This is a genomic window from Gaiella sp. (genome assembly GCF_035710885.1).
Lineage (GTDB): Bacteria > Actinomycetota > Thermoleophilia > Gaiellales > Gaiellaceae > Gaiella.
Window position 1 is genome coordinate 52,268 of the sequence record NZ_DASTCS010000057.1, and the last position, 24,871, is coordinate 77,138.

The 24,871-nt window shown below is 71.6% G+C and carries 25 protein-coding genes and 1 tRNA gene; 8 read left to right on the plus strand and 18 right to left on the minus strand.

Features of this window, described 5'->3' with window-relative positions; all coding sequences use genetic code 11:
- The first annotated feature begins 8 nt into the window (after positions 1-8).
- A complete protein-coding gene (locus VFO26_RS14185; protein ID WP_325115690.1) occupies positions 9-1,466 on the plus strand; it encodes a hypothetical protein in 1,458 nt (485 codons plus the stop codon).
- Between the two features lie 120 nt (positions 1,467-1,586).
- Complete coding sequence (locus tag VFO26_RS14190; protein ID WP_325115691.1) at positions 1,587-2,369, plus strand: chlorite dismutase family protein; 783 nt, start codon at positions 1,587-1,589, stop codon at positions 2,367-2,369.
- A 41-nt stretch (positions 2,370-2,410) separates the two neighbouring features.
- Here VFO26_RS14190 and VFO26_RS14195 read toward each other — a convergent pair whose 3' ends face one another.
- Both VFO26_RS14195 and VFO26_RS14200 read right to left on the minus strand, forming a co-directional pair.
- Positions 2,411-2,779, minus strand: a complete 369-nt coding sequence (locus VFO26_RS14195) for a hypothetical protein (RefSeq protein WP_325115692.1) — start codon at positions 2,777-2,779, stop codon at positions 2,411-2,413.
- Positions 2,776-3,135: a hypothetical protein gene (locus tag VFO26_RS14200; RefSeq protein WP_325115693.1), complete on the minus strand. Its 360-nt coding sequence runs from the start codon at positions 3,133-3,135 to the stop codon at positions 2,776-2,778. The genes VFO26_RS14195 and VFO26_RS14200 overlap by 4 nt, the downstream gene beginning before the upstream one ends.
- 120 nt (positions 3,136-3,255) lie before the next feature.
- Between VFO26_RS14200 and VFO26_RS14205 the strand changes: the two genes are divergently transcribed.
- The gene (locus VFO26_RS14205; RefSeq protein ID WP_325115694.1) at positions 3,256-3,615 is read left to right on the plus strand and encodes a hypothetical protein; all 360 of its coding nucleotides are present in this window, start codon (positions 3,256-3,258) and stop codon (positions 3,613-3,615) included.
- Here the strand turns inward: VFO26_RS14205 and VFO26_RS14210 are convergent.
- Positions 3,612-4,469, minus strand: coding sequence for a methyltransferase domain-containing protein (locus VFO26_RS14210; protein WP_325115695.1), 858 nt, complete (start codon positions 4,467-4,469; stop codon positions 3,612-3,614). The two genes, VFO26_RS14205 and VFO26_RS14210, sit on opposite strands and share 4 nt — an antisense overlap.
- A gap of 208 nt (positions 4,470-4,677) precedes the next feature.
- Here VFO26_RS14210 and bcp point away from each other — a divergent pair, with 208 nt between their 5' ends.
- From bcp to VFO26_RS14235, 5 genes are all read left to right on the plus strand, one after another.
- Positions 4,678-5,151 (plus strand): thioredoxin-dependent thiol peroxidase, encoded by a 474-nt coding sequence (bcp, locus tag VFO26_RS14215; RefSeq protein WP_325115696.1) that lies wholly within the window; start codon positions 4,678-4,680, stop codon positions 5,149-5,151.
- A 131-nt stretch (positions 5,152-5,282) separates the two neighbouring features.
- Positions 5,283-5,366 (plus strand) — tRNA-Leu (locus tag VFO26_RS14220).
- A gap of 51 nt (positions 5,367-5,417) precedes the next feature.
- Positions 5,418-7,811 carry a S8 family serine peptidase gene (locus VFO26_RS14225; RefSeq protein WP_325115697.1) on the plus strand — a complete coding sequence of 798 codons (2,394 nt, stop codon included), beginning with the start codon at positions 5,418-5,420 and terminating at the stop codon, positions 7,809-7,811.
- A gap of 70 nt (positions 7,812-7,881) precedes the next feature.
- Positions 7,882-11,190 carry a tetratricopeptide repeat protein gene (locus VFO26_RS14230; protein ID WP_325115699.1) on the plus strand — a complete coding sequence of 1,103 codons (3,309 nt, stop codon included), beginning with the start codon at positions 7,882-7,884 and terminating at the stop codon, positions 11,188-11,190.
- A gap of 71 nt (positions 11,191-11,261) precedes the next feature.
- The gene (locus tag VFO26_RS14235) at positions 11,262-11,492 is read left to right on the plus strand and encodes a hypothetical protein (protein ID WP_325115700.1); all 231 of its coding nucleotides are present in this window, start codon (positions 11,262-11,264) and stop codon (positions 11,490-11,492) included.
- Positions 11,493-11,558: 66 nt separating this feature from the next.
- On the opposite strand, the gene VFO26_RS14240 is transcribed toward VFO26_RS14235, so the two are convergent.
- The 15 genes from VFO26_RS14240 to VFO26_RS14310 all read right to left on the minus strand — a co-directional run bounded on the left by VFO26_RS14240 (position 11,559) and on the right by VFO26_RS14310 (position 24,851).
- Complete coding sequence (locus VFO26_RS14240; protein WP_325115701.1) at positions 11,559-11,792, minus strand: hypothetical protein; 234 nt, start codon at positions 11,790-11,792, stop codon at positions 11,559-11,561.
- 15 nt (positions 11,793-11,807) lie between these two features.
- Entirely contained in the window at positions 11,808-12,407 is a 600-nt protein-coding gene (locus VFO26_RS14245; RefSeq protein WP_325115702.1) for a DNA-3-methyladenine glycosylase I, read from the minus strand.
- 43 nt (positions 12,408-12,450) lie between these two features.
- A complete protein-coding gene (locus VFO26_RS14250) occupies positions 12,451-13,623 on the minus strand; it encodes a M24 family metallopeptidase (protein ID WP_325115703.1) in 1,173 nt (390 codons plus the stop codon).
- The gene (locus VFO26_RS14255; protein ID WP_325115704.1) at positions 13,611-14,531 is read right to left on the minus strand and encodes a 2-dehydropantoate 2-reductase; all 921 of its coding nucleotides are present in this window, start codon (positions 14,529-14,531) and stop codon (positions 13,611-13,613) included. Before VFO26_RS14255 ends, VFO26_RS14250 begins: the two co-directional genes overlap by 13 nt.
- Positions 14,528-15,544 carry a branched-chain amino acid ABC transporter permease gene (locus VFO26_RS14260; protein ID WP_325115705.1) on the minus strand — a complete coding sequence of 339 codons (1,017 nt, stop codon included), beginning with the start codon at positions 15,542-15,544 and terminating at the stop codon, positions 14,528-14,530. Before VFO26_RS14260 ends, VFO26_RS14255 begins: the two co-directional genes overlap by 4 nt.
- The gene (locus VFO26_RS14265; protein ID WP_325115706.1) at positions 15,541-16,485 is read right to left on the minus strand and encodes a branched-chain amino acid ABC transporter permease; all 945 of its coding nucleotides are present in this window, start codon (positions 16,483-16,485) and stop codon (positions 15,541-15,543) included. Before VFO26_RS14265 ends, VFO26_RS14260 begins: the two co-directional genes overlap by 4 nt.
- Positions 16,482-17,159 (minus strand): ABC transporter ATP-binding protein, encoded by a 678-nt coding sequence (locus tag VFO26_RS14270; RefSeq protein ID WP_325115707.1) that lies wholly within the window; start codon positions 17,157-17,159, stop codon positions 16,482-16,484. Before VFO26_RS14270 ends, VFO26_RS14265 begins: the two co-directional genes overlap by 4 nt.
- Positions 17,160-17,194: 35 nt before the next feature.
- Complete coding sequence (locus VFO26_RS14275) at positions 17,195-17,962, minus strand: ABC transporter ATP-binding protein (RefSeq protein ID WP_325115708.1); 768 nt, start codon at positions 17,960-17,962, stop codon at positions 17,195-17,197.
- A gap of 20 nt (positions 17,963-17,982) precedes the next feature.
- Positions 17,983-19,170 (minus strand): ABC transporter substrate-binding protein, encoded by a 1,188-nt coding sequence (locus tag VFO26_RS14280; RefSeq protein ID WP_325115709.1) that lies wholly within the window; start codon positions 19,168-19,170, stop codon positions 17,983-17,985.
- Complete coding sequence (locus tag VFO26_RS14285) at positions 19,170-20,126, minus strand: 2-dehydropantoate 2-reductase (protein ID WP_325115710.1); 957 nt, start codon at positions 20,124-20,126, stop codon at positions 19,170-19,172. The genes VFO26_RS14280 and VFO26_RS14285 overlap by 1 nt, the downstream gene beginning before the upstream one ends.
- 58 nt (positions 20,127-20,184) lie before the next feature.
- Entirely contained in the window at positions 20,185-21,270 is a 1,086-nt protein-coding gene (locus VFO26_RS14290; RefSeq protein ID WP_325115711.1) for an LLM class flavin-dependent oxidoreductase, read from the minus strand.
- 215 nt (positions 21,271-21,485) lie between these two features.
- Entirely contained in the window at positions 21,486-22,058 is a 573-nt protein-coding gene (locus VFO26_RS14295; RefSeq protein ID WP_325115712.1) for a flavin reductase family protein, read from the minus strand.
- A gap of 28 nt (positions 22,059-22,086) precedes the next feature.
- On the minus strand, positions 22,087-22,476 hold the full coding sequence (locus VFO26_RS14300; protein ID WP_325115713.1) for a RidA family protein: 390 nt from the start codon (positions 22,474-22,476) through the stop codon (positions 22,087-22,089).
- The gene (locus VFO26_RS14305) at positions 22,466-23,659 is read right to left on the minus strand and encodes a homocitrate synthase/isopropylmalate synthase family protein (protein WP_325115715.1); all 1,194 of its coding nucleotides are present in this window, start codon (positions 23,657-23,659) and stop codon (positions 22,466-22,468) included. Before VFO26_RS14305 ends, VFO26_RS14300 begins: the two co-directional genes overlap by 11 nt.
- Positions 23,660-23,693: 34 nt before the next feature.
- Complete coding sequence (locus VFO26_RS14310; RefSeq protein ID WP_325115716.1) at positions 23,694-24,851, minus strand: Xaa-Pro peptidase family protein; 1,158 nt, start codon at positions 24,849-24,851, stop codon at positions 23,694-23,696.
- Between the last annotated feature and the right edge of the window lie 20 nt (positions 24,852-24,871).

Consider the following 24,871-nt stretch of genomic DNA (forward strand, 5'->3'; position numbering starts at 1 on the left):
CCCCCACCTTGCGGCGCCGCCTCATCACGCTTCTGGGCCCGACGATCGCCTTCTTGGCGCTGGCTCTGCCTGCGCACGGGGCGGGGCCGAAGATGACGCTGGGGGCCGCCGAGGATGCCGTCCGGGCCCCCGACCTCGTCACCGCGAGGACGACGATGACCCAGCTGCGGCTCGCGGGCTTCACCTCGGTCCGGGTGACGTCCAACTGGCTTCCGGGTCTCGTGGCGCCGACGAGCAACGAGCTGACGGTGCTCCGGAACATCGAGGCGGCAGCACGCCTCTCCGGCGTGAAGGTGTACGTCTCCGTCTACCACCCGGGCTCCCGCACGACGCCGCTCGAGCCGACAGCCCAGGCGCAGTTCGCCCGATATGCGGCGGCGCTGGCCGAGAGCATCCCCACCTTCGACGACATCATCGTCGGCAACGAGCCGAACCTGAACCGATTCTGGCTGCCGCAGTTCGGCCTGGACGGGGCCAACGCGTCGGCGCCTGCGTACCTCTCGCTGCTCGCGCGCACCTACGACGCCCTCAAGGCTGTCGACCCCGGCCTGCGCGTCTGGGGCGGCGCTCTCGCCCCGCGCGGGGGCGATCGACCCGGCGGCGCGAGACCGACGTCGTCCCCCACCGCGTTCATCCAGACGATGGGCGCGGCGTACCGTGCGAGCGGGCGCACGACGCCCGTGATGGACGGGTTCGCGATCCACCCGTATCCCGACAACTCGTCGCAGAGCCCGGACTTCCCCCACCCCCGCTCCACGTCGATCGGGCTCGCGGACTACGACAAGCTCGTCGCGCTCCTGGGAGCCGCCTTCGACGGGACGGCGCAAGCAGGCTCGACGTTGCCGATCCTCTACGACGAGTTCGGGATCGAGTCGGCCGTCCCGGCGGGAAAGCGGAGCCTCTACTCGGGGAACGAGCCTGCGACGACGAAGCCGGTGGACGAGTCGAAGCAAGCGGCGGCGTACGATCTCGGCCTCCGGCTCGCGTTCTGCCAGCCGAACGTGGCGGGCATGCTCCTCTTCCATTCGCACGACGAGAAGGCGCTGCTCAGCTGGCAGTCGGGGGTGTACTACGCGGACGGTTCGCCGAAGGCGAGCCTCTCCGCGGTGCGCGACTCCCTCGACCGGACACGCGGCGGATCGATCGCGCGGTGCGACGGGCTCGGGCTCGACGTCGCCCTGAAGAACGTGCGTTTCCCGGGGCGGGCGGAGTTCCTGGGCGGCAAGCGCGACGTCCGCTTCCGCTGCACGCTCGACTGCGCCTGGGAGGTCGTCGCGACGCGGACGACGACGGGCGCGACCGCCGCACGCGTCCGCGGCTACGGGCGCTGGGGGCGCGCAATCGTCGCCTCGCTCCGCAACCGCAAGCTCGGCCGCGCCCCCGTGCGCCTCACCCTGACCGTCACGCATCCGGTGAATCCGGGGCTCTCGGCCACGCGCGAGAGCGCCGTGCTGCGCCCCGCCTGAGCCGGCTGCCCGCCCGACACTCCCTGTCCCGTTCAGCCGTGGCTCCGTGCCTGGCACCGGGCCAGGTCCGCTTCGGCCATCTCGCCTCGAATCGATGTCGGCGCACGTAGGATCTCGGTGATGGCGGACGGGTACGAGCGCATCGAGGGCGTCGAGGTCGGGCAGTACGTCGGCTACCGGTTCTTCCGGGTGGATCCGGCGTGGCGGCGGCTCCCGATCGACGAGCGCGGCGCCGGCAAGGAGGCGTTCGCCGACGTGATCGAGGAGTTTGCGGGACGGATGGAGGGCCTCCGCGTCTACTCCACGACCGGCGTCCGCCCGGAGGCCGATTTCTTCCTCTGGTCGATCACCCAGCGCTACGACGACCTGCTGGAGCTCGGCGCTGCGCTCAACGGCACGCCGCTCGCCGCGTGGCTGACGACGCCGTACTCGTACCTCGGCACGACGAAGCCGTCGGTCTACACGGACAAGAAGCGCGTCCGCCAGGGCCGTGTGGCGCCGCGGAACGCGCCCTACCTGGTCGTGTACCCCTTCGTGAAGCGCCGCCCCTGGTACTTCCTCACCTTCGAGGAGCGCGCCGCCGCGATGCGGGAGCACGCCGAGGTCGGCGGCAAGTTCGTCACGGTCACGAACCACACGACGTACTCCTTCGGGATCGACGACCAGGAGTTCATCCCCGCGTTCGAGACCGAGGAGCCGGCCGACTTCATGCATCTGATGATGACCCTGCGAGAGACCGAGGCGTCGAGGTGGACGGAGCGAGACACTCCGATCTTCGTCGGGAAGCTCGTGGACGTGCGCACGGCCCTCGACGCTCTCGACGGCGCCGTGACGGAGCTCCCCAGCGCGGAGAGCCTCTACACGGCCCCCGACGGCACGCGCTACCCCGCTCCGGCGCCCTAGGCACAGCGGCAGGCTCGGCCCCGGCAGAGCCCACCCGATCCTCAGCCGAAACGGTGCTCGCGGCGCCAGACACGGACGATCGCCCAGGCGCAGCAGGCGATTACGGCGAAGAAGGCGATCGCGTCGGCGCCCGTCGGCCCGAGACCGATCAGCGCCCCGATCGCGAGCACGGCGAGCACGACCGCGCCGTAGAACGTCCTGCGCGAGAGCTCGCTCCAGGTCTCGATGTCCGAGCGCCGCTCGCGCCAGAGCAGGAAGAGGAAGAACGCGATCGCCAGGAAGAACGCGATCCGCATCAGAGCGCCGGCGGTGACGACCGCGTTCTCCAGCGACAGCAGGACGATTCCCAGCGAGACGAGCGCGATCAGCGCCAGGCCGCGGGCGAAGCGGTTCTCCCAGAGACGCCTCACGAGCTGCCCGTCATGTAGGCGCGGATCGCGAGCGCGCCCGCGACTCCGGTCGTCCCCGAGAACCAGAGCAGACGGCGAGGCCCCGACTCGGGAGCGTAGAACCAGGGAACGAGCGCCGCCCCGAGGGCCATCGCGCCGTAGGCGTAGTGGAGCTCGTCGCCGGCGCGGCGGTCGTCGGCGAGCAGCAGCAGGCCGACCGCGACCTGGGCGACGAGCAACGTCTGCGCCAGCGAGAGCAGGTGCGTGGCGATCATTCCGGCGCCGCGGCGCCGCCAGTAGAGGAGGCCGCCCGTGAAGGCCGCGGCTGCGCAGACCGCGATCACCGCCGCACCGAGCCACGGATGGAGCCCAGCCACGCGGCGAGCGTAGCGGAGCGGCCTCGCGGGCGAACGGGGCCGGCCTCGGTGCCCCCGTGAGCAACGATGTTGGAGGTCGCTTAGGCTCACACGCCTCGAACCCCCCGAGACTGGAGGCGCGTGATGGCGGATGAGGCGGCAGGCACGGGCGGTGAGCCGAGGAAGCGAGAGCACACGCTCAAGGGCAAGGGCAAGCCGATCGACGAGGTATGGGAGGAGCTCCTCCGCGACGTGATGGAGCAGGGCGCGAGGCAGGTTCAGGCGCAGGCGCTCACCGAGTACCCGACTCCGCAGGACGACGTGGTCGTGCGCATACCGATCCGGGTCTCCGTGAAGTTCCCGCGCAAGCTCGAGGCATCCGCCGCGGACGGCGAAGCCGAGTGCGCGTGCATCGTCACCGAGGAGGTCTGCATCTGTTACGGCACGTGCCCCGACTTCCCGGAGTGCTGCGACGAAGGGCCAATCCTGACGCAGGGCTAGTCGATACCCTCGAGCCCCTTCGCGCCCGCCCCGCGATCCGGCCCGTCTGGGTCGGCTCTACGGCCGACGAGTCCGGCGTAGGCGATGTGGCCGAAGAACGTTCCCGCTTCCACTCGCCGTCGGGCTTCGGCTTTCAGCGCTGCCGCGGTGTCGTCGCCGATCTCGCCCCTCGTGCACAGCAGGTCTGCGCCGCGGTCGACGACGCTGAGCATGTACCCGCCGCCTGCGATCTCGGCGAAGCCATAGCTCCGGAAGGCGGTCAGCTCGAAGCCACACCGCTCGATCAAGGCGGGCAGGCGCCGGACCAGCCAGCGGTCGGTGACCGAGCTCGCCATCATCGCGTCGACGCACGCCTGGACGGGGTCGTGGTCGCCGAGCGCGACGGTCGTCGTCGCGTAGTCGCCGTCGAAGGCGGCAAGCCGGCCCCCGGGAACGAGAACGCGAAAGGCTTCTGCGACGGCGCGTCCGGGCGCCGGGACGTGGCTGAGCGTCGAGTCGAACACGACCACGTCGAACGATCCGTCCTCGAACGGCAGCGAGCGGGCGTCGGCCACCTCGAAGCGGACGTCGTCGATGTCCGCGGCCAGCGCCCTCGCTTTCTCGAGTAGCGACTCCGCGGTATCCACACCGACCACCGAGCCAACGCCCGGTTGACCTGCGAGCCTGCGTGTGAGAACGCCCGTCCCGCACCCGACCTCGAGCACATGCGCATCGGCGGGGAACTCGACGTCGCCGAGGAACGTCTCCCGCATCGCCTGCTGTTGCACATCGGCACCACGCGTCTCGAGCACCTCCGCAAGGCGCTGCTGGGTGCCGGCGTCGAGAGCGGCGACGTTGGCCCAGACATCGGACACGGCGTGCCCAGGATGACAGTTCCGGCTCGGGGAAGCAGCGACGGAGATGCCACTGCGGAAGCCTTCGATGCCCGACGGCCGCCGAGGCGGGCGCGCTCGGTGACCGACCGGATACGCTCGGTTGCTCGCGTGGAGACACGAACGATCGCCGTCGCGATCTCCGGCCGTAGGCGCGGACGACCCGACGGCCCGACGACGGAGGTGTGGCTTGCCAGTCGACGAGGGACGCCCAGCACCCGACTTCACCCTCAACTCCGATTCGGGCGAGTCGGTCACGTTGTCGGCCCTGAAGGGCTCGCCGGTGATCCTGTACTTCTATCCCAAGGACGACACGCCCGGCTGCACGGCGCAGGCATGCGGGATCCGGGACGCCTGGAGGGAGTTCGAGGCCGCCGGGGCGGTCGTGCTCGGCGTCAGCCCTGACGACGAGGGGTCGCATGCGAAGTTCAAGGAGAAGTACGACCTCCCCTTCGCGCTGCTCGCCGACACCGATCACAGGGTGGCCGACGAGTACGGCGTCTGGGGGGAGAAGTCCTACGCGGGCAAGACCTACATGGGCGTCGACCGCTCGACCTTCGTGATCGGCGCGGACGGGAACGTGGCGAAGGTCTTCCGCCAGGTGAAGCCGGCCGAGCATGCCGACCTGGTGCTCGAAGCGTTGGCTCAGGAGGCCGGGGCCTGACCGCCCTTCCCGCGCTCGCGCGCGGCGCTGCTCGCTGGTGGTACACGATCCGTTGCGCCGGCATCTGCTGGGCTCGCCGGTGCTGCGCTCGAGCGTGAGCCGATGAGGGCGCGGCTACACTGATCGTCCACGCGGATGTGGCGGAATTGGTAGACGCGCACGGTTCAGGTCCGTGTGCCCGTAAGGGCGTGGAGGTTCAAGTCCTCTCATCCGCATAGCGCAGGCGTGCAGCCGACAACGGTCGACCGCCGGCGTCTCAATCACCGGTGACGCGCGCCCTCTCCCTCCTCCTCGTCCTCGCCGCAACGGCGTTGATCGGCGCGCTCGTCACGACGGATGCGGTACCGCCCGCGCAGGCGGGCGAGACCCAGGTGGTCGTCCAGCTCACGGCGCCACCGCTGGCGCTCGCCCCCGACGATGACGCCGGGCGCCGGATCGACGTCGAGCAGCGCCGCTTCGCGGCGTCGCTGCGGAGCTCGATCCCGAGCGCGGAGGTGTACTGGCGCTATCGGCTGGTCGCGAACGGCGTCTCGGTGGTCCTCCCCCGCAACGAGCTTCCACGCCTCGCAGGCCTCCCCGGCGTGCGCCGCGTCTTCGCGGAGGCGACCTACCACCTGCAGGCCGGCCCCGACGCCGCGACGATCCGCGCACGCGAGCTCCAGGGGCCGACGCTCGCCACGGCGGGCGCCGGGATCAAGATCGGCGTCATCGACGACGGAGTCGACCAGCGCCACCCGTTCTTCGACCCGACCGGCTACCCGATGCCCAACGGCTTCCCCAAGGGCCAACCCGCGTACACGACGGCGAAGGTGATCGTCGCACGCGCGTTCCCGCCCCCGCGGGCGACCTGGCGGCATGCCTCCAAGCCGTTCGACCCCGAGCAGTCGGGGCATGCGACGCACGTCGCCGGGATCGCCGCAGGCAACGCGAACACGCTCGCGGAGGGGACGCGCATCAGCGGGATCGCCCCCCGTGCGTACATCGGCAACTACAAGGCTCTGACGATCCCCACGGACGCCAACGTCGGCCTGGACGGCAACTCGGCGGAGATCGTGGCGGCGATCGAGGCGGCCGTCGCCGACGGCATGGACGTGATCAACCTGTCCATCGGGGAGCCCGAGATCGAGCCGTCCCGGGACCTGGTCGCTCTCGCCCTCGACGCGGCGGCTGCCGCGGGTGTCGTCCCGGTCGTCGCCGCGGGCAACGACTTCGACGACTTCGGGCGTGGATCGCTCTCCTCGCCCGGGAGCGCAGCCGATGCGATCACCGTGGGCGCGACGACGTCCGGCTCCGCACCGGCCATGGCGAGCTTCTCCTCGTCCGGGCCGACCCCGCTCTCCCTGCGGCTCAAGCCCGACGTCGTCGCACCCGGGGCTTCGATCCTCTCGGCCGAGCCCGACGGCTGGCGTCTCTCCTCCGGGACGAGCATGGCCGCCCCGCACGTCGCCGGCGCGGCTGCGCTCCTGCTCCAGCGCCATCCCGACTGGACACCGACACAGCTCAAGGCGGCGCTCACCGCCACCGCACGGCCCATCGGCGCCGGCGACGCCGTCGTCGCGCCGACGCGGGCGGGAGCGGGCCTCGTCGACGTGCGCGCAGCGGACCTGCCACTCGTCCGCGCCACCCCGACGGCGGTCTCCTTCGGGCTCGTCCGGCCGGGGGTGGCCGCGACCGAGAGCGTCGCGGTCGAGGACGCAGGAGGCGGAGGCGGGCCGGCCTGGAGCGTCACGGTGGAGACGACCAACCTCCCGGCGGGCACGGCCCTGACCGCGCCTCCGGAGCTGGCCGTGCCCGGCGCCCTGACGCTCGACCTGGCTCCCGGCGCGAACGAGGGCGAGGTTGCGGGAACCGTCGTCCTCCGCCGCGCGGGCATGGCGCGGCGCGTCCCGTTCTGGGGCAGGGTGGTCGCGCCGCGGCTCGCCTTCGAGGAGGCGACGCCGCTCGTCCGTCCCGGGTCGTACGCAGGCAACACGCGCGGCCGGCCGGCTCGGGTCGATCTCTACCGCTATCCCGAGGTGCCGAACGACGGTCCGGTGTCGAGTCGCCTCGCCGGGCCGGAGCAGGTCTTCCGCGTTCGCCTGACGCGGTCGGTCGCGAACTTCGGGGTCGCGATCACGGCGCGTGGGCCGGGCTCCCAGGTCGAGCCGCGGGTGGTGAAGGACGGCGACGAGAATCGGCTCACGGGCTACGCCGCGCTTCCTCTCAACCACAATCCCTACGTCGACGAGTTCGGCTCGCCCGTGCCCGTCGCGGGCGCCGTCCGCCCCACGTCCGGGACCTACTACGTCGTGTTCGACAGCCCGACGCGCGCGAGCGCAGGGAGCTACCGCTTCCGCTTCTGGACCGACGACACGGCTCCGCCGACGGCGGCGCTCGTCCGTCGTGTCGTGCGCAGGGGCGACCCGATCCGCCTCCGCGTGCGAGACGCCGGCTCGGGAATCGACGTCCGCTCGATCGAGGCGACGCTGGACGGCGACGTCGCGCGCGCGCGCCTGGTGGGACCGGAGATCAGGATCCCCACCGCGACCCTCCGCCCCGGCCGCCATCGCCTCCGCATCGCGCTCTCGGACCATCAGGAGACGCGGAACAACGAGAACGTCGCGCGCATCCTGCCCAACACGCGGACGCTGTCGGTCCCGGTCACGATCCGCGCCCGGTAGCCGCCGCCCGACCTCCGGCCGTTCGCGCGGTGCCCCTGTCGGACAAGTGACTATCGTTTCGAGCGCCGCGATGCGACCGACGAGACGCACCGACGCGGCGGCGGCGGCCCGCGGCCCCGGCGCAACCGCGACGACGAAGCTCCGCCCACCGGCGCCACCGGCGCCGCTGCTGCGCCGCGAGCGCCTCGTCTCCCTGCTCGAGGAGGCCCTCCGGAGACGGCTGACAACGGTCGTCGCCGGTGCCGGCTACGGGAAGTCCACCCTGCTGTCCGCGTGGGCGGCCGACGTCAACTGCGCCTGGTACAGCGCGTCCAGCGACGACGCCTCGCTCGCTGCGTTCGCGCGCGGGATCACGGACGCGCTCAGGCTCCGCGTGCCGGCACTCCCCGGCGACGACGCGGGAGCGGTCACGGCCTCTGCGGGCCCCGGCGCCGAGGAGGACGAGCCCGCCCGCGCGCGTGGCTTTGCCGCAGCCGTCTGCGAGACACTGCAGTCGGAGCTCAGGCGGGACGTCGTGCTCGTCGTCGACGACGTCCACGAGGTGACCTCGCCGGGCGCGATCCAGGTGATCGAGTCACTCTGCCGGCAGGCTCCGCCTCAGCTCCACCTGGTGCTCGCCTCGAGGTCCGAGCTCCCGTTCCCGATCGAGAGGCTTCGCGGACAGGGCAACGTGCTCGAGCTCACGAGCGCCGACCTGAGCTTCGGCGTCGACGAGATCCAGACGCTGCTCACGACCGCGACGGGCCCCGGCGACGCAGCGATCGCGCTGGAGCTGCACCGGGCGACCAGCGGCTGGCCGGCCGCAGTCCGGCTGGCGGTGGAGGCGCTGCGCGGCGTGCCGCCCGGCGGGCGGCGGGCGGCCCTCGAGCGCATTCGCCGGCCGGGCGGTCCCCTGATCGCCTACCTGACCTCCGAGGTCTTCGCCCGGGAGCCGCCCGAGGTCGAGGCGCTCGTGAGGACCGTCGCGCCGCTCGAGCGGTTCACCGCAGGGCTCTGCGAGGCTCTGGGCGTCGCGGACGCAGCGGAGATCCTGCATTCGCTCGCGCGGCGAGGGCTCTTCGTCGAGCTCCAGGGCGACGGCGGCGCGGCGGGGTGGTACGCGCTCGGGTCGCCCGTGCGCGAGTTCGCGCTCTCGCGCCCGGACACCGGTGACGGGGAGGCGCGACGTGTGCAGGGCGAGGCCGCGCGATGGCTCGAGGCCCACGACGAGACGGAGGACGCGCTTCGCTGCTTCGCCGCCGCGGGCGAGGTGATCGAGCTCGCCCGCGTCCTGTCGTCCGAGGGCCCCGCGTTGCTGGCACGCGGGTCCGTCGATGCCGTCCTCGAGGCGGTCGCGCTCGTCCCCCGGGAGCTCAGGACGCCGCCGATCGAGCAGCTCGCGGGCGAGGCGTTCCAGGTCCGCGGCGACTGGGACGAGGCACTGCGCTGCTTCGAGCGGGCCGCGGGTGAGGCCGACCCCCTGCCGCCGGGGCTGGCGTGGCGGATGGGCCTCCTCCGGCATCTCGCGGGGCGGCTCGACGAGGCGTTCGCGGCGTACGGACGGGCCGGAGTCGAGGGCGAGCCACGGGACGTCGCGCTCCTCTACGCGTGGCGTGCGTCGGCGCACTGGCTGCGCGGGGACGCGGACGCCTGCAGGGAGGACGCCGAGAACGCATTCGCCGTCGCGTCGGAGGCCGGCGATCCCAGGGCCCTGGCCGCCGCGCACACCGTCCTGGCGATGCTCGCCGCCCTCGAAGGCGACCGCGCCGGGAACGACGCGCACTACCTCAAAGCCCTCGCGCATGCGGAGGAGGCGGGGGACGTGCTCCAGCTGATCCGCGTGCGGACGAACCGTGGCTCTCGTCACGTCGAGGAGTGCGCGTACGAGGAAGCGATCGCCGAGCTCGATCTGGCGTTGCGCCTCGCGGACCTCGCCGGCTTCGCCGCGTTCCGCGCGCTCGCGCTGAGCAACAGAGGCGAGGCCCTCTCCAAGCTCGGCCGCTTCGACGAGGCTGTCGCGGATCTCGAGGCCGCGAAGGCCCTCTACCAGAGGCTCGGCTCGCGCATGGTCGCGTACCCGCTGGAGAAGCTCGGCGAGGTCTACCGCATGAGGGGCCAGTGGGCGCTCGCCCGGGCCTCCTTCGAGGAGGCCGTCGCGCAGGCCGGGGCCTCCGGTGATGCACAGGGGCTCGTCCCTTCGCTGGCCGGGCTCGCCCGGGTGGTGGCCGCGGACGAGCCGGACGAGGCGAAGCGGCTCGTGGAGCGTGTGCTCGGGCTCGGCGAGGGGTTGAGCCACGTCTACGTCCTGCTGTCTGCCGGCTGGGTCGCGCTGGTGCACGGCGAACGGGGTCGCGCCGCCGAACGGGCGGCGGCCGCCGCAGCGACCGCGCGACGTCGCCGCGACCGGGCAGGGCTGGCGGAGTCGCTCGAGCTCGGCGTGCTCGCCTCACGGCACCCGGCCGGCGAGATCGAGCGCCTCGACGAGGCGGCCGCGATCTGGCGAGACCTGCGCAGCCCGGTGGGCGACGCCCGCGTCGCGCTCGAGATCGCCCTGATCACCGGGGACGCTCACGGCACCTCGAACGCCGACGACCGGCTCCGTGCTCTGGGCGCCCGGGGCTATCGGGCGGCGTTCTCGCGGCTCGTCTCCGCCGACGCCTCTCCACGCGTGCTCGTGCAGTCCCTCGGCCGGTTTCGCGTCACCCGGGGCGGCGAGGTCATACCCCTGGCTGCGTGGCAGTCGCGCAAGGCCCGCGACCTGTTCAAGATGCTCGTCGCGCGGCGCGGCCGACCCACCCCGCGTGAAGCCCTGATGGAGGCGCTCTGGCCGGGGCAGAGCGCGGCTCCGCTGGCCAACCGGCTGTCGGTGCTCCTCAGCACCGTCCGGGCCGTGCTCGACCCCGAGAAGCGTCACGAGCCCGACCATTTCGTCGCAGCCGACCGTAGCTCGGCGCGGCTCCAGCCCGAGCACGTCTCGGTCGACGTCGAGGAGTTTCTCACGGCAGCCGGGGAGGCTCTCGCCCTCCGACGGGCGGGGGTCCCCGAAGCCCACGAGCGGCTCACCGCCGCCGAGGCCGCCTACACGGGCGACTTCCTGGAGGAGGACGCCTACGAGGACTGGGCGCTCCCGCTCCGGGAGGAGTGCCGGGCCATGTACACGGAGGTCGTCCGCGCGCTCGCATCCGATGCGACGTCGCGCGGCGACGCGGACGCGGCAGTCCGGTTCCACCTCCGCGTCCTCGAGCGCGATCCCTACGACGAGCCGGCGCACCTCGGCCTCGTCACGACCCTCGAGGCGGCCGGCCGCCACGGCGAGGCCCGCCGCTGCTTCCGCGCGTACTGCGCGCGGATGGACGAGATCGGGATCGAGTCCGCGCCCTTCCCCGGCGCCGACGGCTGAGCCTCACGCGGCTCTAAGCGAACCTGAAACCCCGCCCCGCACGATGCGCCCGTGCAGGAGACCGAGAGGCGATGACGACCGTGGGGAACGAGCCGCCGGCAGGGGGGTCGCTGGCGGAGACGTTCGTCTTGCGCCTGTGGGAGCCACCGCACCTCGTGCGGCGCGAGGCGGAGGCACTGCGCGGTGTCGTCCGGCACATCCGGAGCGGCCGCTCCACGACCTTCGCGGACGGGGAGTCGCTGCTCGCGTTCCTGCGCGCCGAAGGGCGCGCGGACGAACGCGCCATCGGGGGACAGCCGTGAGGCGACGGGCGGTGGGGGTCGCTCCGTCGCCGTCACGGCGATAGCTCGGAAAAGGCTCGGCGGCGTCTAGGGTCGTTTCGAGCGGGGCTCTTCGATGGTCGGCAGCGCGTCCAGGTCCCGCTGGACGCTCTCGACGAAGTCGTCGTCGTCCGTCTTCACCACGCGGAGCTTCGCCTTGCGCCGCTCGCGGTCACGGCGACGTCGCGCGTCGGCGCCGACGAGGCCCGAGACCCTCGGCCACTCCGCGGCGACGACCACGAGGACGCCGAGGGCGAGCAGGACGATCCACGGCCAGCTCACGACACGGATTCTACGTCACACGGGCCGATCGAGAGCGTCCCGGGCGGCTTCGACACGCGGGCGGGCGGCGCAGCCCTCGAGGTGGTCGTTCACGAGGCCCATCGCCTGCATGAACGCATAGACCGTCGTCGGCCCGACGAACGACCAGCCGCGCCGCTTGAGCTCCTTCGCCAGCGCTCGGGAGGCGTCGGTCTGCGCGAGCCCTTGCAGCTCGGCGTGGGTCATCCGGCTGGGTCTGGCCGCCGGCTCGGGCTCGAACCGCCAGACGAACGCGGCCAGCGAGCCCTCCTCCTCGACGAGCTCGAGAGCCCGACGCGCATTGTTGATCGTCGACTCGATCTTCCCGCGGTGCCGCACGATCGACGCATCCTCGAGGAGCAGCTCGACCTCTCGTGCGCCGAACCGAGCCACGCGACGGAAGTCGAACCCCGCGAACGCCTGCCTGAACGCCTCGCGCTTGCGCAGGATCGTGAGCCACGACAGGCCCGCTTGGAACCCCTCGAGCGAGAGCTTCTCGAACAGTCGCACGTCGTCCACGACCGGCATGCCCCACTCCTCGTCGTGGTAGGAGCGGTAGTCGAGCTGCTCGCCGCCGCCCCACCAGCATCTGGTCACCCCGTGCTCGTCCGTGACGAGCCCGGGGACAGACCCCGCGGGATCAGTCCCCACGGACGACGATCTCCATCGGCAGGCCTGCGAGCGGGACGCCGCCCTCGGCGGTGACGAGCCAGGTGTCCTGCATGTACAGGCAATCCTCGCCGTTCGCCGCGATCGCGTGCGGGTGCATGGACAGCACCATGTTCTCCCTGAGCTCCGTCTCGACCCCCTCCCCCACCTTCGGGAACTCGATCATCGTCATCCCGATCGAATGGCCCGTGACGTGGCCGAGGTGGTAGCCGCGGTCGGAGAACCCCTTCGACACGGCCACGTGCACGTCGTGGCAGCTGGCGCCCGCCCGCATCGCGGTCTTCGCGGCCTCGAAGTACTCGTCGTACGCCTCGGCCATGGCCTTCGTGTCCTCCGACAGCGGCGTGCCCTGGGCCGCCACGGCGCGCGAGACCTCCACCCAGTGCATGCCCGGGCCGGCGACCTCGAGGGACGGCAGCACGAAGTCACCGAGAACCTCCTCCTTGCGGGCGATCTTGAACTCGGGCAGCGCCACCCCCGAGCGTCCCGGTGCGGTGAGCACCATGTTCATCGTCAGCCGGCCGCAGCCCTCGGCGATGAAGTACTCCTCCGCGACGGCCATCACCTCCGCCGCGGTGCGTCCGGGCGCGTACGCGTCCGCCCAGATCTCGAAGCCGCGACGGTTGATCCGCACCGAGTCACGGACGCTGACGAGCTCGGCCTCGCTCTTGACCGCACGCGCCAGGTCGAACTCGACGTCGAAGGGCACGATCTCGAAGCCCTCGAGCGGCCGGTAGTCCCGCACGGTCATCACGTAGTCCAGCCCGTAGACCCCGATTCGCCTCCACCGCGCATCTCTCGCGTACGCCACGATCGCGGCCCCCGGGTGCGGATCGAAGCGCTGCTCGATCAGCGCCGTCCCGTGCTCGCCGACGTAGCGGGCCTCCGCGGGGAACACGACGAAGGGATCGCGCTCGGGCGGCACGACGACGTAGGCGTACCGGTGGACGATCTGGAAGCCGGAGAGATACGTGACCGCCCCCTCGAAGCCCGAGTACTCGCTGCCCGCGACGACCAGGCCGTCGAGCGCGTGCTCGGCCATCGCCGCACGCACGTTCGCGAACCGCCGGTCGAGCTCCGCGGAACCGGTGCCGGCGCCGGTCCGCAGCCCGGCGCCCGCGCTGTTCTCCTCTACTGCTGCCATGAGGCTTCAACCCCCTTGATGAGCGCGGTGATGGTGTCGTGGAGAGGGGTCGGCACCCCCAGCTCGCGCCCGAAGCGCGCGATCCCCCCGTTCAGGAAGTCGATCTCGGTCGCCCTGCGCGCCTCGACGTCCTGCAGCATCGAGGCCTTGTGGCCGTACGCCACGTCCGGGCGCGCGGCGTGGTCGATCAGCTCCTCCGGGTCGGCGTCGAGCTCGATGCCCTGCGCCGCGGCGACCGCCTTGCCCTCGTCGACGAGCCCGGAGACGACGGCGCGGAGATCCGGCCGCTCGCACACCCGCCCATGGGTCAGCCCCGTCAGAGCGCCCATCGGGTTGGTGGCAGCGTTGAAGATCACCTTGCGCCACTGGCCCGGCCGCGCGTCTTCGACCGCGACGGCCGGCATCCCGGCACGCGTGCAGGCGTCGGCGAGCGGCTCGATCGCGTCGACCGCGATCGGCCGTGGCTCGAACGGGCCGAAGGTCGTGTCGCCCTTGACGTCCCACTGCACCACCCCCGGCTCGAGCAGCTTGCCCGCAGGGAAGGTCGTCCCGCGGATCACGCGCTCGACGTGCTCGGAGAGCGTCTCCTCGTTCCCGACCCCGTTCATCACGGAGGCCACCGCCCCCGCCGAGAACACGTCGGCGGTGGCGGAGATCGCCGCGGCGGCGTGCATCGCCTTCGTTGCGACGATCCCGAAGTCGCACGGCGGGATCGCCGCAGGGTCGCTCGTGGCGGTCGGGCGGCCGACGACCTCACCCGCTCCGATCAATTGCAAACCTCTCTTTTTGATAGCAGCGATATGCGCTTTGTTCAAATCGAACGCCCACACCTCCACGTCCGCGAGTGTCGCCAGGTTGGCCGCGAACAGCGAGCCCACTGCACCGCACCCGACCACGCAGATCCTCATGTGCCTCCTCTCTCGGGCCGGGCTCGCGCGAGCCGGGCGAACGTGACCTCCTTGCCCGCCGTGATCCCTGTCGGGCGGAGGATCAGGACGAGCGCCATCAGCGCCCCTACCACGACGATCCGGCTGCCGGAGGGCAGGTCGACGCCCATGGCGCCGTTCTCGGCCTCGGCGAGCAGCGAGTCGAGCCCCGAGACTGCGAGCGCGCCGACGACCGCGCCCCACAGGCTCGTCATCCCGCCGATCACGAGCATCGCCAGGGTGATGAACGTCAGGTCGAGATAGACGGCGTCGACGTTGATCGGCAGGTAGTGCACGTACAGGCCTCCGGCGAAGCCGGCCACGGCGCCCGAGAGCACGAAGGCGATCAGTCGCTGACGGTAGACGGAGATGCCGACCGCGCGAGCGGCCGGCGCGTCGTCGCGGGCTGCCCGCAGCTGGCGCCCGTACCTGCTGATCTGGTACGCGAAGGCGACGACGATCGCCACGACGGCGCCGACCGCGGCCTGCACCGTGTCCGTGGTCTCGGACACGGAGGAGAAGACGTTCAGGCCGGGCCCGATCTTCTCGTAGTAGCGCAGGATGTTGTTCGTGATCTCGAGCACCGCGAACGTCGCGATGCCCGCCGCGAGCCCCGAGAGGCGCATCAAGGGCAGCCCGGCGAGGAGCGCGAAGACCCCGCCGGCAAGCGCGGCGAGCAGGAGCGAGGGGACGTTCCCCACCGTCGTGTCGGCCAAGAAGCCGAACAGGGAGGGCATCGTCGCGGGCTTCTCGGCGACGGGGACGGAGAGCACGCCGGCGGCCCAGGCGCCGATGGCGACGAAGCTGATGTGCCCGAACGAGAGAACGCCCGAGTTGCCGACGAACACGTAGAGCGCCACGACCATCGACACGGACACGAGCGCGTTGATGAAGTAGATCTCGGTCGAGCGCTCGAAGAAGCTGCCGACGACGGCCGTCACGGCGACGAGCGCCGCCGGGGCCAGCACCGGCAGGAACGTCGGGAGGCGCCTCACACCCGCTCCACGGCCCCGCCGGCCCGCGTGAACAGGCCGCCCGGCCGGAGGATGAGGATCACGATCACCAGCCCGAACAGGAACGACGGCAGATACTGGCTCTGCGCGGTGGGCAGCGCGCCGCCGAGCAGGCCGGACGCGTAGCCGATCGCGAAGCCGCCGAGTGTCGCGGAGATGAGCCGGTTCATGCCCCCGAGGACGACACCCGCGAGCACGACGATCGTCTCGCGGAGCGCGAACGTCGACGTCACGAGCGGCTGCTGCACGGTCATCATCACCGCGACGACCGCAGCCAGGATCCCCGAGACCAGCACGGCGGAGCCGATCACCCGGTTGGCGCGGACGCCGAGCAGCCGTGCGGTCTCGAAGTCCATCGACGCCGCGCGCATCTGCAGGCCCACCGTCGTCCTCCCGAGGAACAGCACGAGCGCGACCAGGCAGACGATCGCCGTGACGATCGCGACGACGGTGATCTTCCTCACCTCCGTCCCCCAGATCGTCCAGGGCAGGTTCAACTTCGCGAGCGACGCCGCAGGCTCTCCGAGTGTGTCGTCCGACTGGTCGATCAAGAGCGCGACGGCCTGCAGGAGGAAGGCGACGGCGAACGTCGCGACGAGCATGGTCGCCGCCGACTGCGTCCGCAGCGGGCGGAAGACGACACGATCCATCGCGAGCGACAGCGCGATCACGACGAGGAAGCAGAGCGCGATCCCGCCCCAGACGGGCCAGTCGCGGTCCGAGGCGAACGCGAGGGCGAACGCGCCCGCCATGACGAGCTGCCCGTAGGCGAAGTTGACGAGGCGCAGGACGCCGAAGACGAGGCCGATCCCGACGGCCATCAGCGCGTAGATCGAGCCGATGCCGATTGCGTCGACCTGCACCTGGGGGTCGACGGCGGAGCTCAGGAAGTCGGTGAGCCCGCTGGCGAGGAGCCCGGTCACGAGAGGTACGCCTGGATCATCCGCTCCGTGTCCCCGGCGTCGTCGGGCGTCAGGGTCAGCCGCACCTCGCCGTTCGCGAGCACGAGCGAGCGATCCGAGAGGGCGACCGTGCGCTGGGCGCGCTGCTCCACCAGGAGGATCGCCATCCCGTCCTCCCGGATCGTCTCGAGCGCCCCGAAGACGAGGTCCGTCACGGTCGGCGAGAGGCCGAGCGACGGCTCGTCCAGCAGCAGCACCTCGGGAGCCGAGACGAGCGCCCGCGCGATCGCGAGCTGCTGCTGCTGCCCGCCGGACAGGACGCCCGCATGGCGGCGGCGGAACTCGCCGACGACGGGGAACATCTCGATGACGCGCTCGACGTCCTCGGAGGCGCCGTCCTGCGACCGCCGGCCCGAGAGCCCGAGCCGGAGGTTCTCCTCGACGGTCAGCTCGCCGAAGATCCGTCGGCCCTCCGGGACGAGCGCGACGCCGCTCCGCGCGACGGCCTCCGGCGGCCGCCCGCGCAGCGAGCGGCCGTCCAGCTCGACGTCGCCGCCCGAGGGCCGGACGAGGCCCATGATCGCGTGCAGGGTCGACGACTTCCCCGCGCCGTTCGGGCCGATCAGCCCGACGATCTCCCCCGGCCGGACCTCGAGCGAGACGCCGCGGACGGCGGCGACGCCGCCGTAGCGCACCTCGAGGTCGGAGACGACGAGGCGGGGCGTCGCGCTCAGGACAGCCCCTCGTGGACGGCGCTCTCGCCGAGGTACGCGGCCGAGACGTCGAGGTTGGCGCGGATCTCCGTGGGCGTGCCCTCCGCGAGCGTCCGGCCGTGGTCGAGCACGTGGATCCGCTCGCAGACGTCCATGATCAGCGCCATGTTGTGGTCGATCAGCAGGACCCCGGCGCCGTGGTCGTCGCGCACCGAGCGCACGACCGCCGCGAACTCGGGCACCTCGGCCTCGGGAAGGCCCGCGGCGGGCTCGTCCATGAGGACGAACGTCGGCTCCGTGGCCAGCGCCCGGGCGACGCCGAGACGCCGCTCGACGCCGTGCGCGAGCGCTCCGGCCGGAGCGTCCGCGTGGTCGGCGAGCGCGACGAGGTCGAGCAGCTCGTCCGCCCTCCGCCGCGCCGTGGCAGGCGAGGCACCGACCCCGAGCGCCGCCACCTCGACGTTCTCGCGCACGGTGAGCGAGCGGAAGGCATGGCTGTGCTGGAACGTGCGCGCGAGGCCGTGGCGGCCCCGTCTGCTCGCGCTCCAGCGCGTGACGTCACGGCCGTCCAGCTCGACCGTGCCCGACGACGGCAGGTCGAACCCCGTGAGCAGGTTCACGAGCGTCGACTTCCCCGCACCGTTCGGCCCGATCAGGCCGATCACCTCATGGCGGTGCAGGGTCAGAGACACGCCCTGAACGGCGTGGACGCCCTCGAACGAGCGGGAGACGTCGGCGGCCCGGAGTGCTCCTCCGGGCCGCCGGTCTTCCCGCGCCTGGCTCACCGTGTCGATCGGAGGCCGCCCTAGATCTTCGGGACGACCTTCGCGACGACGGTGCCGATGCGCTTGCCCTTGTTGTTCTGGATCTGGATCACGCGGTACTGCCGGCCGAACACGGTGTGGAACGACGGCGAGAAGCTCACGAGGCCCGACAGCGTCGGGACCTTCCTGAACCTCTCCATCGTGGCCGCGAGGCGGGCGCCGTTCGTCGAGCCGCCCGACCGCCGGATCGCCGTGGCGACGCCGTCGATCGCCGCCGAGCCGGTCACGAACCCGCCCGTGCCCGCCTTGAGGGTCTTCGCGAGCGTGTTGATCCCCTTGACGGGATCGTCGCCGAAGATCGAGGCGAACGTGACGAAGTAGTAGTTCGTCACCTGCGGCTCCTTCGTCACCCAGTAGACCCCGTCACCGGCCCACGAGTTGAGAACAGGCGTGTTGTTGCCGAGCGTGCGGAGCCCCGAGATCATCTGCGGGAGCGCCCCGAATGCCCCGGCCGTCGCCGTCACGATCACGTCGGCGCGGCGGCCGTTCAGCCGCGTCACCGCGTTCGTGATGTTCGTCGAGCCGAGCGACTGGTAGCTCTCCTCGGCGACGATCTTCCCGCCGAGCTGCGTGTAGCGGGCCTTGAAGGCCTTCACGACATCACGGAAGTAGACGATCACGGTGTCGGTCGCGAGGCTTGCGTTCCGCCACCCCTTGCTCCAGGCGTACTCCGCCATCGCGGACCCCTCGTCCTGCGCGACGTTGCCGAACGAGAACGCGAGCCTTCCCTTGGCGCCGAAGCGCTTCGGGCCCATCTGGTCCGTGCCGATGCACGGCGCGACCGCGAGGACGCCCCGGTTGATCGTCTCCTGCACGACGGGAGCGGCGAAGTCGACGTCGCAGGTCGTGAACATCACGTGCGCGCCCCGCGAGAGCAGTCTCGCCGCGCAGGCGCGGGCGATCGCGGGCTTGTTGCCCTGGGTGTCGCACGTCGCGATCCGCAGCTTCCTGCCGTTGACGCCGCCCTTGGCGTTGACCTGGTTCACGCGGATCTTGGCGGCAGCGAGGGCCGGGCCGTCGAACGGCGCCATTGCACCGTTCCCGTCGAATGCCCAGCCGATCACGATCGGGCTGGATGGTGCCGCAGTCGTGGTCGCCGCGGTGATCGCCGCGACCACGGCGAGCGTCGCGAACAGCGCCGCGAGCGCCCCTGTCTTCCTGGGTGTCATCACGCCTCCTGGTGCGCTTGACTTGTTGACTCCGATTCCCGCCAGGGCGCCTCCTTCGCCCGGACGAGGCGGTACAGCGCCGTGTGCAGGGGCACCGGCACTCCGTGCCTTCCGGCCTCGCGGACGAGCGAGCCGGTGATGAGGTCGATTTCGGTCGGCCTGTGCAGTTCGACGTCCTCGAGCATCGACGGATAGTGCGCCGAGCCCCGCCGGGTCGCGAGGACGTTCATCTCCCACGGGTCCTCGTGGAGCTCGATGCCGGCGGCGTCGGCCACCGCCTTGCCCTCGTCGACGAGGTCGTGGACGAGGTGCCCGAGGTCGGTGGGCTCGTCCTCCGCGGCGAAGTGGAAGTCGTGGCGGAGGCCGGTGAGCGCTGCGACGGAGTTGACCGTCGCGTTGAAGATCAGCTTCGACCACTGGGCGGGCCGCAGGTCGGGCAGCACCTCGGCCTTCAGCCCGGCGCGGCGAACCAGCTCACCGGTCTCCTCCACCCGCTCGAGGGGCGTGTCCTCGTAGGGCCCCATCCAGGTGGCGGTGTCGAGGATGTACTCCACCTCGGTGTCGGAGTGCTTCGTGCCGGACATGAACGTGACGGCGGAGACGAGCGGCCAGTCGCCGTGCGCGCGCACGACGTCCTCGGCGCCGAGGCCGTTGAGCGTCGTCATCAGCATCGCGTCCGGGAACCGGCCCTCGAGGGAGGCGGCCGCCTCCTCGAGGCCGTTCGCCTTCGTCGCGATGATCCCGAGGTCGAACGGCTCCAGCTCCTCCGGGTCCGCCGCCGCCGTGACGTCGGCATGGAGGTCGCTGCGCCCGGTGACCCGCAGCCCGTCGCGGTTCAGCGCGTCTGCGTGCTCGCGGCGACGCGTCAACACCGACACCTCGGCGACCTGTGCGAGATGGCCGGCGAAGAGGCTCCCGATCACCCCGGCACCGATCACGCACACCCGCTCGATCACCCATGCCCCTTCCGGAGATACGGCCTCGTGGCGCTGGAGCGCACTGCCCGGGGTGGCACTATGCGACCTGAGCCACTCCGGCCGGGGCCGCCGCCTGGACGCGCGGGATCACCTGGGCGGCGAAGATCTCCTGGTTCTTGATCGCCATCCAGTGCGGGGCGCCGCCTGCGTTGACCGTGATGCCGATCTCCGAGATCCCGGGGCAGATCTTGGTGGTTTCCTCGATCCGCGCGACGATCTCGTCCGGTGTGCCGACCCAGACGTAATCCTCCTCGACGAGCTGCTCGAAGGGCACCTCCGCCAGCTGCTCCATGATCCCCGACGCGTAGAAGCCGTAGCCGGCCTTGCCGAGAGCGTCCGCCGCCGGCTTCTCGTACTCGAGCAGCGGTGAGCTGTTCCCGTAGATGAACTTCGTGACCCAGTCGCGCGCCTCGCGCATCGCGGTATCGCGATCCTCGTCGAGATGACAGGCGTGGATCCAGACGATGTCGGGCTCGTTGCCGTGCTCCGCGCACTTCGCCCGATAGAGGTCGAGCTGCTCCTCGAGAGCCTTGTACGGCAGGAGCGGCGGCACGGCCACGCCCCAGCCGTGCTCTGCGGCGAGCTCGTAGGTCCTGTCCGAGGTGCCGCCCAGGAAGATCCTGAACCTGCGCGTGGGGAACGGCACGATGTGCGAGTCGGCCACCTCGAAGTACTCGCCCTTGTGCGAGAAGCGCTCCTGGCCCAGCGCCGTGAAGAGCAGGTCGACAGCCTCCTCGTAGCGGGGCCGGGCGTGCTCGTCGAGCGGGACCCCGGCCTTCTCGGGGATCCACCCGTGGCCGCGTCCGACGCCCCACTCGTAGCGACCGTCGGTGAGGATGTCGGTGACGGCGATCTCGGACGCCAGCACCATCGGGTTGTGGTACGGCAGGGCGTGCAGCATCGTGCGGAAGTGGATCTGCTTCGTCCGCTGGGCCGCGGCTGCGAAGAGCGCGGTCGGATGCGCCGAGACGGAGAACTTCGGGAAGAAGAAGTGCTCGATCGACGCGTAGCAGTCGTACCCGAGACGGTCGGCGTTCTCGATCTGCTCCAGCACCTCCCCGTAGAGCTGCTGGGGGCTCTTCCCCTCGTGGAGCTGCATCTCCGTGTACAGGCTGAACCGCATCGACTGTCCTCCCCGTGGTGACATGTCAAGTTGACCGAGTATCCCACCCGGCTGACATGACAGTCAACGCCGGGTCTGTTCGCGAGCAGGATTCCGCAGGACGGAATCCTGCCGCTCGGATCCCCGCCTGCGGCGGGGCAGATCCCTGAACAACCATGGGTTCCCCCACATCGAGAAGGAGGGGGCTCGTGCGGGAACCATGGGGCTCCCCCACGTCAGAACTCGGCTCCCTGCCACCGGAGGTCCCGGGCGCTGACCTCGATCGCCGGGATCCTCACGGGGTCGGGCTCCTCGGCCTCGTGCACCGGCGACCAGACGCCCCACGAGCGCCGGTAGTAGAGAAGCGGGGGACCGAGCTCCGGCTGCACGCCGCCGTCCTCGACGAGCGCGAGGAGCACGACGTGATCGCCGACCTCGTGCTCCTCGATGGTCGTGCACTCCGCCCAGGCGAGCACGTCCTCGTGGAGGAGCGGGAGACCCTCCTCCGTCGGCCGCCAGGCGACCTGGGCGAACTTGTCCTCCGCCTTCGACGCGAACAGCAGGCACAGCTCGCTGCGCCCTTCGCCCATGAAGTTCACGACGAAGCCCCGCCGCGCGCGGAGCGCCGCCAGCGTGCGGGAGGCCAGGTCGACGCACACGAGGATCGTGGGCGGGTGCGCCGAGACGCTGCAGACCGCAGTGGTCGTCAGCCCGCGGGGGACGCCGTCGTCGGAGAGGGTGGTGACGATCGCAACCCCCGACGGGAACGACGCCATGACCTCGAAGAACGACTGGCGGTCGAGCGGCATCGCGTCCCCTGGCTTCGCTCGAGCGGCCTCAGCCCGAGACCGCTGTGCACTCGATCTCGATCAGGCAGCCCGGGACGGCGAGCCCGGTGACCCCGACGATCGTCTGTGCGGGGTGCTCTGCGCCCCCCGTCACCTCGTCGATCGCCTGCGTGATCACCTCGTACGCCGTCGGCTCGGTCGTGTAGATCGTGCGCCGGACGACGTCGTCCCACGCGACGCCGGCCGCCCGCAGCGCCACCTCGACGTTCCGCATCGCCTTCACCGTCTGCCCGTGGAGGTCCTCGGCGGCGAGGGAGAAGTCCGCCTCGAGGCCGAGCTGACCCGCGCAGTGGACCACCCGTGTCCCCTCGGCGATCGCGACGTGACTGAACCCCGGGGCGGGATGCAGCTCCGGTGGGTTGACGAGCTCACGTGCCATCGGCACCTCCTGTCGTGCGTCTCACGATTCGGCGCAGCTCGGTGTCGGTCACGAGCCGCTCCTTCTGCGTGCCCAGCTTCTTCACCGCGGCCAGGATCTCGGGGTGGCGGTCGGCGGGGACGTCCAGGCCCAGGCGGTCGAGCGCGATGCGGATCGAGTCGATCCCGCTCTTCTTCCCCAGCACGATGCCACGCTCTGCGCCGACGAGCTCCGAGGAGTACGGCTCGATCGCGGGAGGGTCGTGGAACTGGGCCGCCACGGCGCCGGACTCCCTCGTGAAGAGCGCCTCGCCCGTGACGGCCTTCCACGGCGGCAGCGGCGTGCCCGCGCGCTCGGCGACGAGCCGGGAGAGCGCGCGCGCCTGGGTCAGGTCGAGCCTCGTCGGGATCCCGTACAGCGCCTCGAGCGCCAGCGCGACCTCGACGAGGTCGGCGTTGCCGGCGCGTTCGCCCATGCCGTTGACCGTCCCCTGGACCCAGCTCGCGCCTGCCTGGACGGCGGCGATCGCGGCCGCCGTCCCGAGCCCGAAGTCGTCGTGGCCGTGCCAGTGGACGGGGAGGTCGAGCCGGTCGACGGCCCGCGAGACGAGGAATGCGGCCGCCTCCGGCGTCGCGATGCCGAGGGTGTCGACGACCACCACTTCCGCGGCGCCCGCCTCGACCGCGGCGGTGTACGCCCGGTCGAAGAACTCGAGCTCCGCGCGGGAGGAGTCGACGCCGAAGAAGGCGACCCTGATGCCGTGCTCGGTCGCGAACGAGACCGCGGTGCGGATGCGCTCCAGCATCACGTCCCGCGAGACTCCCAGGGCCTCGAGCTTGCCCTCCGAGATCGGGCTCTCGATCACCGAGGCCTGCACGCCGAGCTCCACGAGCGCCTCGACGTCCGCCTGCACCGCGCGCGAGAAGCCCCACACCTCCGCCCGTAACCCCGCGTCGGCGATCATGCGGACGGCCTCGAAGTCCTCCTTCGAGACGCGCGGGAACCCCGCCTCGATGCGGTCGACCCCGGCCGCGTCGAGCGCGCGGGCGATCTCGAGCTTGTCGTCCGGGGTGAGGACGACCCCGATCGTCTGCTCCCCGTCCCTGAGCGTCGTGTCGTAGAGGCCGACGGTCGCCCGAGGCTGCGGCTCGAGCGCCTGCTCGTTGATCGAGCCCGTCCACACCTTCGAGCGGTCAAGCGTCACGCCGACCCTTCCTCGTGGTGATTCGACACAGGCGTCACGCCTGAACGATGCCGTCGGGGAACGGGCTCAGCTTCTCGGGGCCCGCTTCGGTGATCAGGAAGTTGTCCTCCAGGCGCAGGCCGCCACCGCCCTCCCAGTAGCATCCTGGCTCGATTGCAAGGACCATCCCGGCCTGCACCTCGCCACCGCCCGCCTGGTGTGCGTACGGCGGCTCGTGCGCGCGGGCTCCGACGCCGTGGCAGATCGGATGCGTCGGCTGGCCCGGGTAGCCGATCCGCTCGACCCCCTCGCGGATCCGGCGGTCGAGCTCCGCGAGGCTCGCGCCCGGGGCGCAGAACGCGACCGCGTCGTCGTAGACCGCGCGCAGCCCGGCCTCGAGGTCGGCATAGGCCTCGGTGAGCTCGCCCACCACGAGGTTCTTCGTGTGGTCGGCCCAGTAGCCGTCGGCGCAGACCCAGATCTCGAAGAGCGTCGGCTCGCCCTCGACGACGGGGAGGTTCGACGTGGCGGTGAAGGTCTTGATCCCCGTTCCCGCCCACACGAGCGAGAAGCCGAGCGCCAGCTCGACCTTGCCCCCCCAGCCGGTGCCCTCGCCGTGGACGAAACCGAGCCACTCCGCTGCGATCTGCGCCTCGGTCATGCCCGCCCGGATCACGCCGCGGACGTGATCCATCGCCGCCGCGGCGATCTCGTTGGCGAGGCGCACGCGCTCGACCTCCTGCGGGGTCTTGACCGCTCGTGCGCCGTTCAGGAGCTGCGTCGCGTCCACCGCCCCGGGGAACGCGTCGAACCACGCCTTCGTGTACGTGGTCGGCTCGCCGACCATCCGGTCGGAGGCCTGGGTGCCGAGCGAGAGCTCGAGACCCACGGTCCCGTGCTCGCGGGCGAGCGCCGCCGCGAGCTCGAGCGTTCGCACCACGGGCGGGCGCGGGTCGGCAGGCAGGTAGCCCTCGACCAGCCGCACGTCGTCGGTCCACGCCGTCCGGGCAGCGTCGTCGGCAGACGCCTCGAGGCAGAAGAGCGTCGGCTCGCCCTCGCGCGGGAAGACGACGGCATCCCAGCCCTTCATCCCCCAGAAGTCGGTCAGGTAGACGACGTTGTCGGGGGCGCGGGCGACGATCGCGTCGAGCCCCTCGTCCGCCATCAGCGAGCGGACGCGCTCGAGCTTCGCGTCGTCACGAGGCCAGGCCACGAGGTGATCCTATTGACATG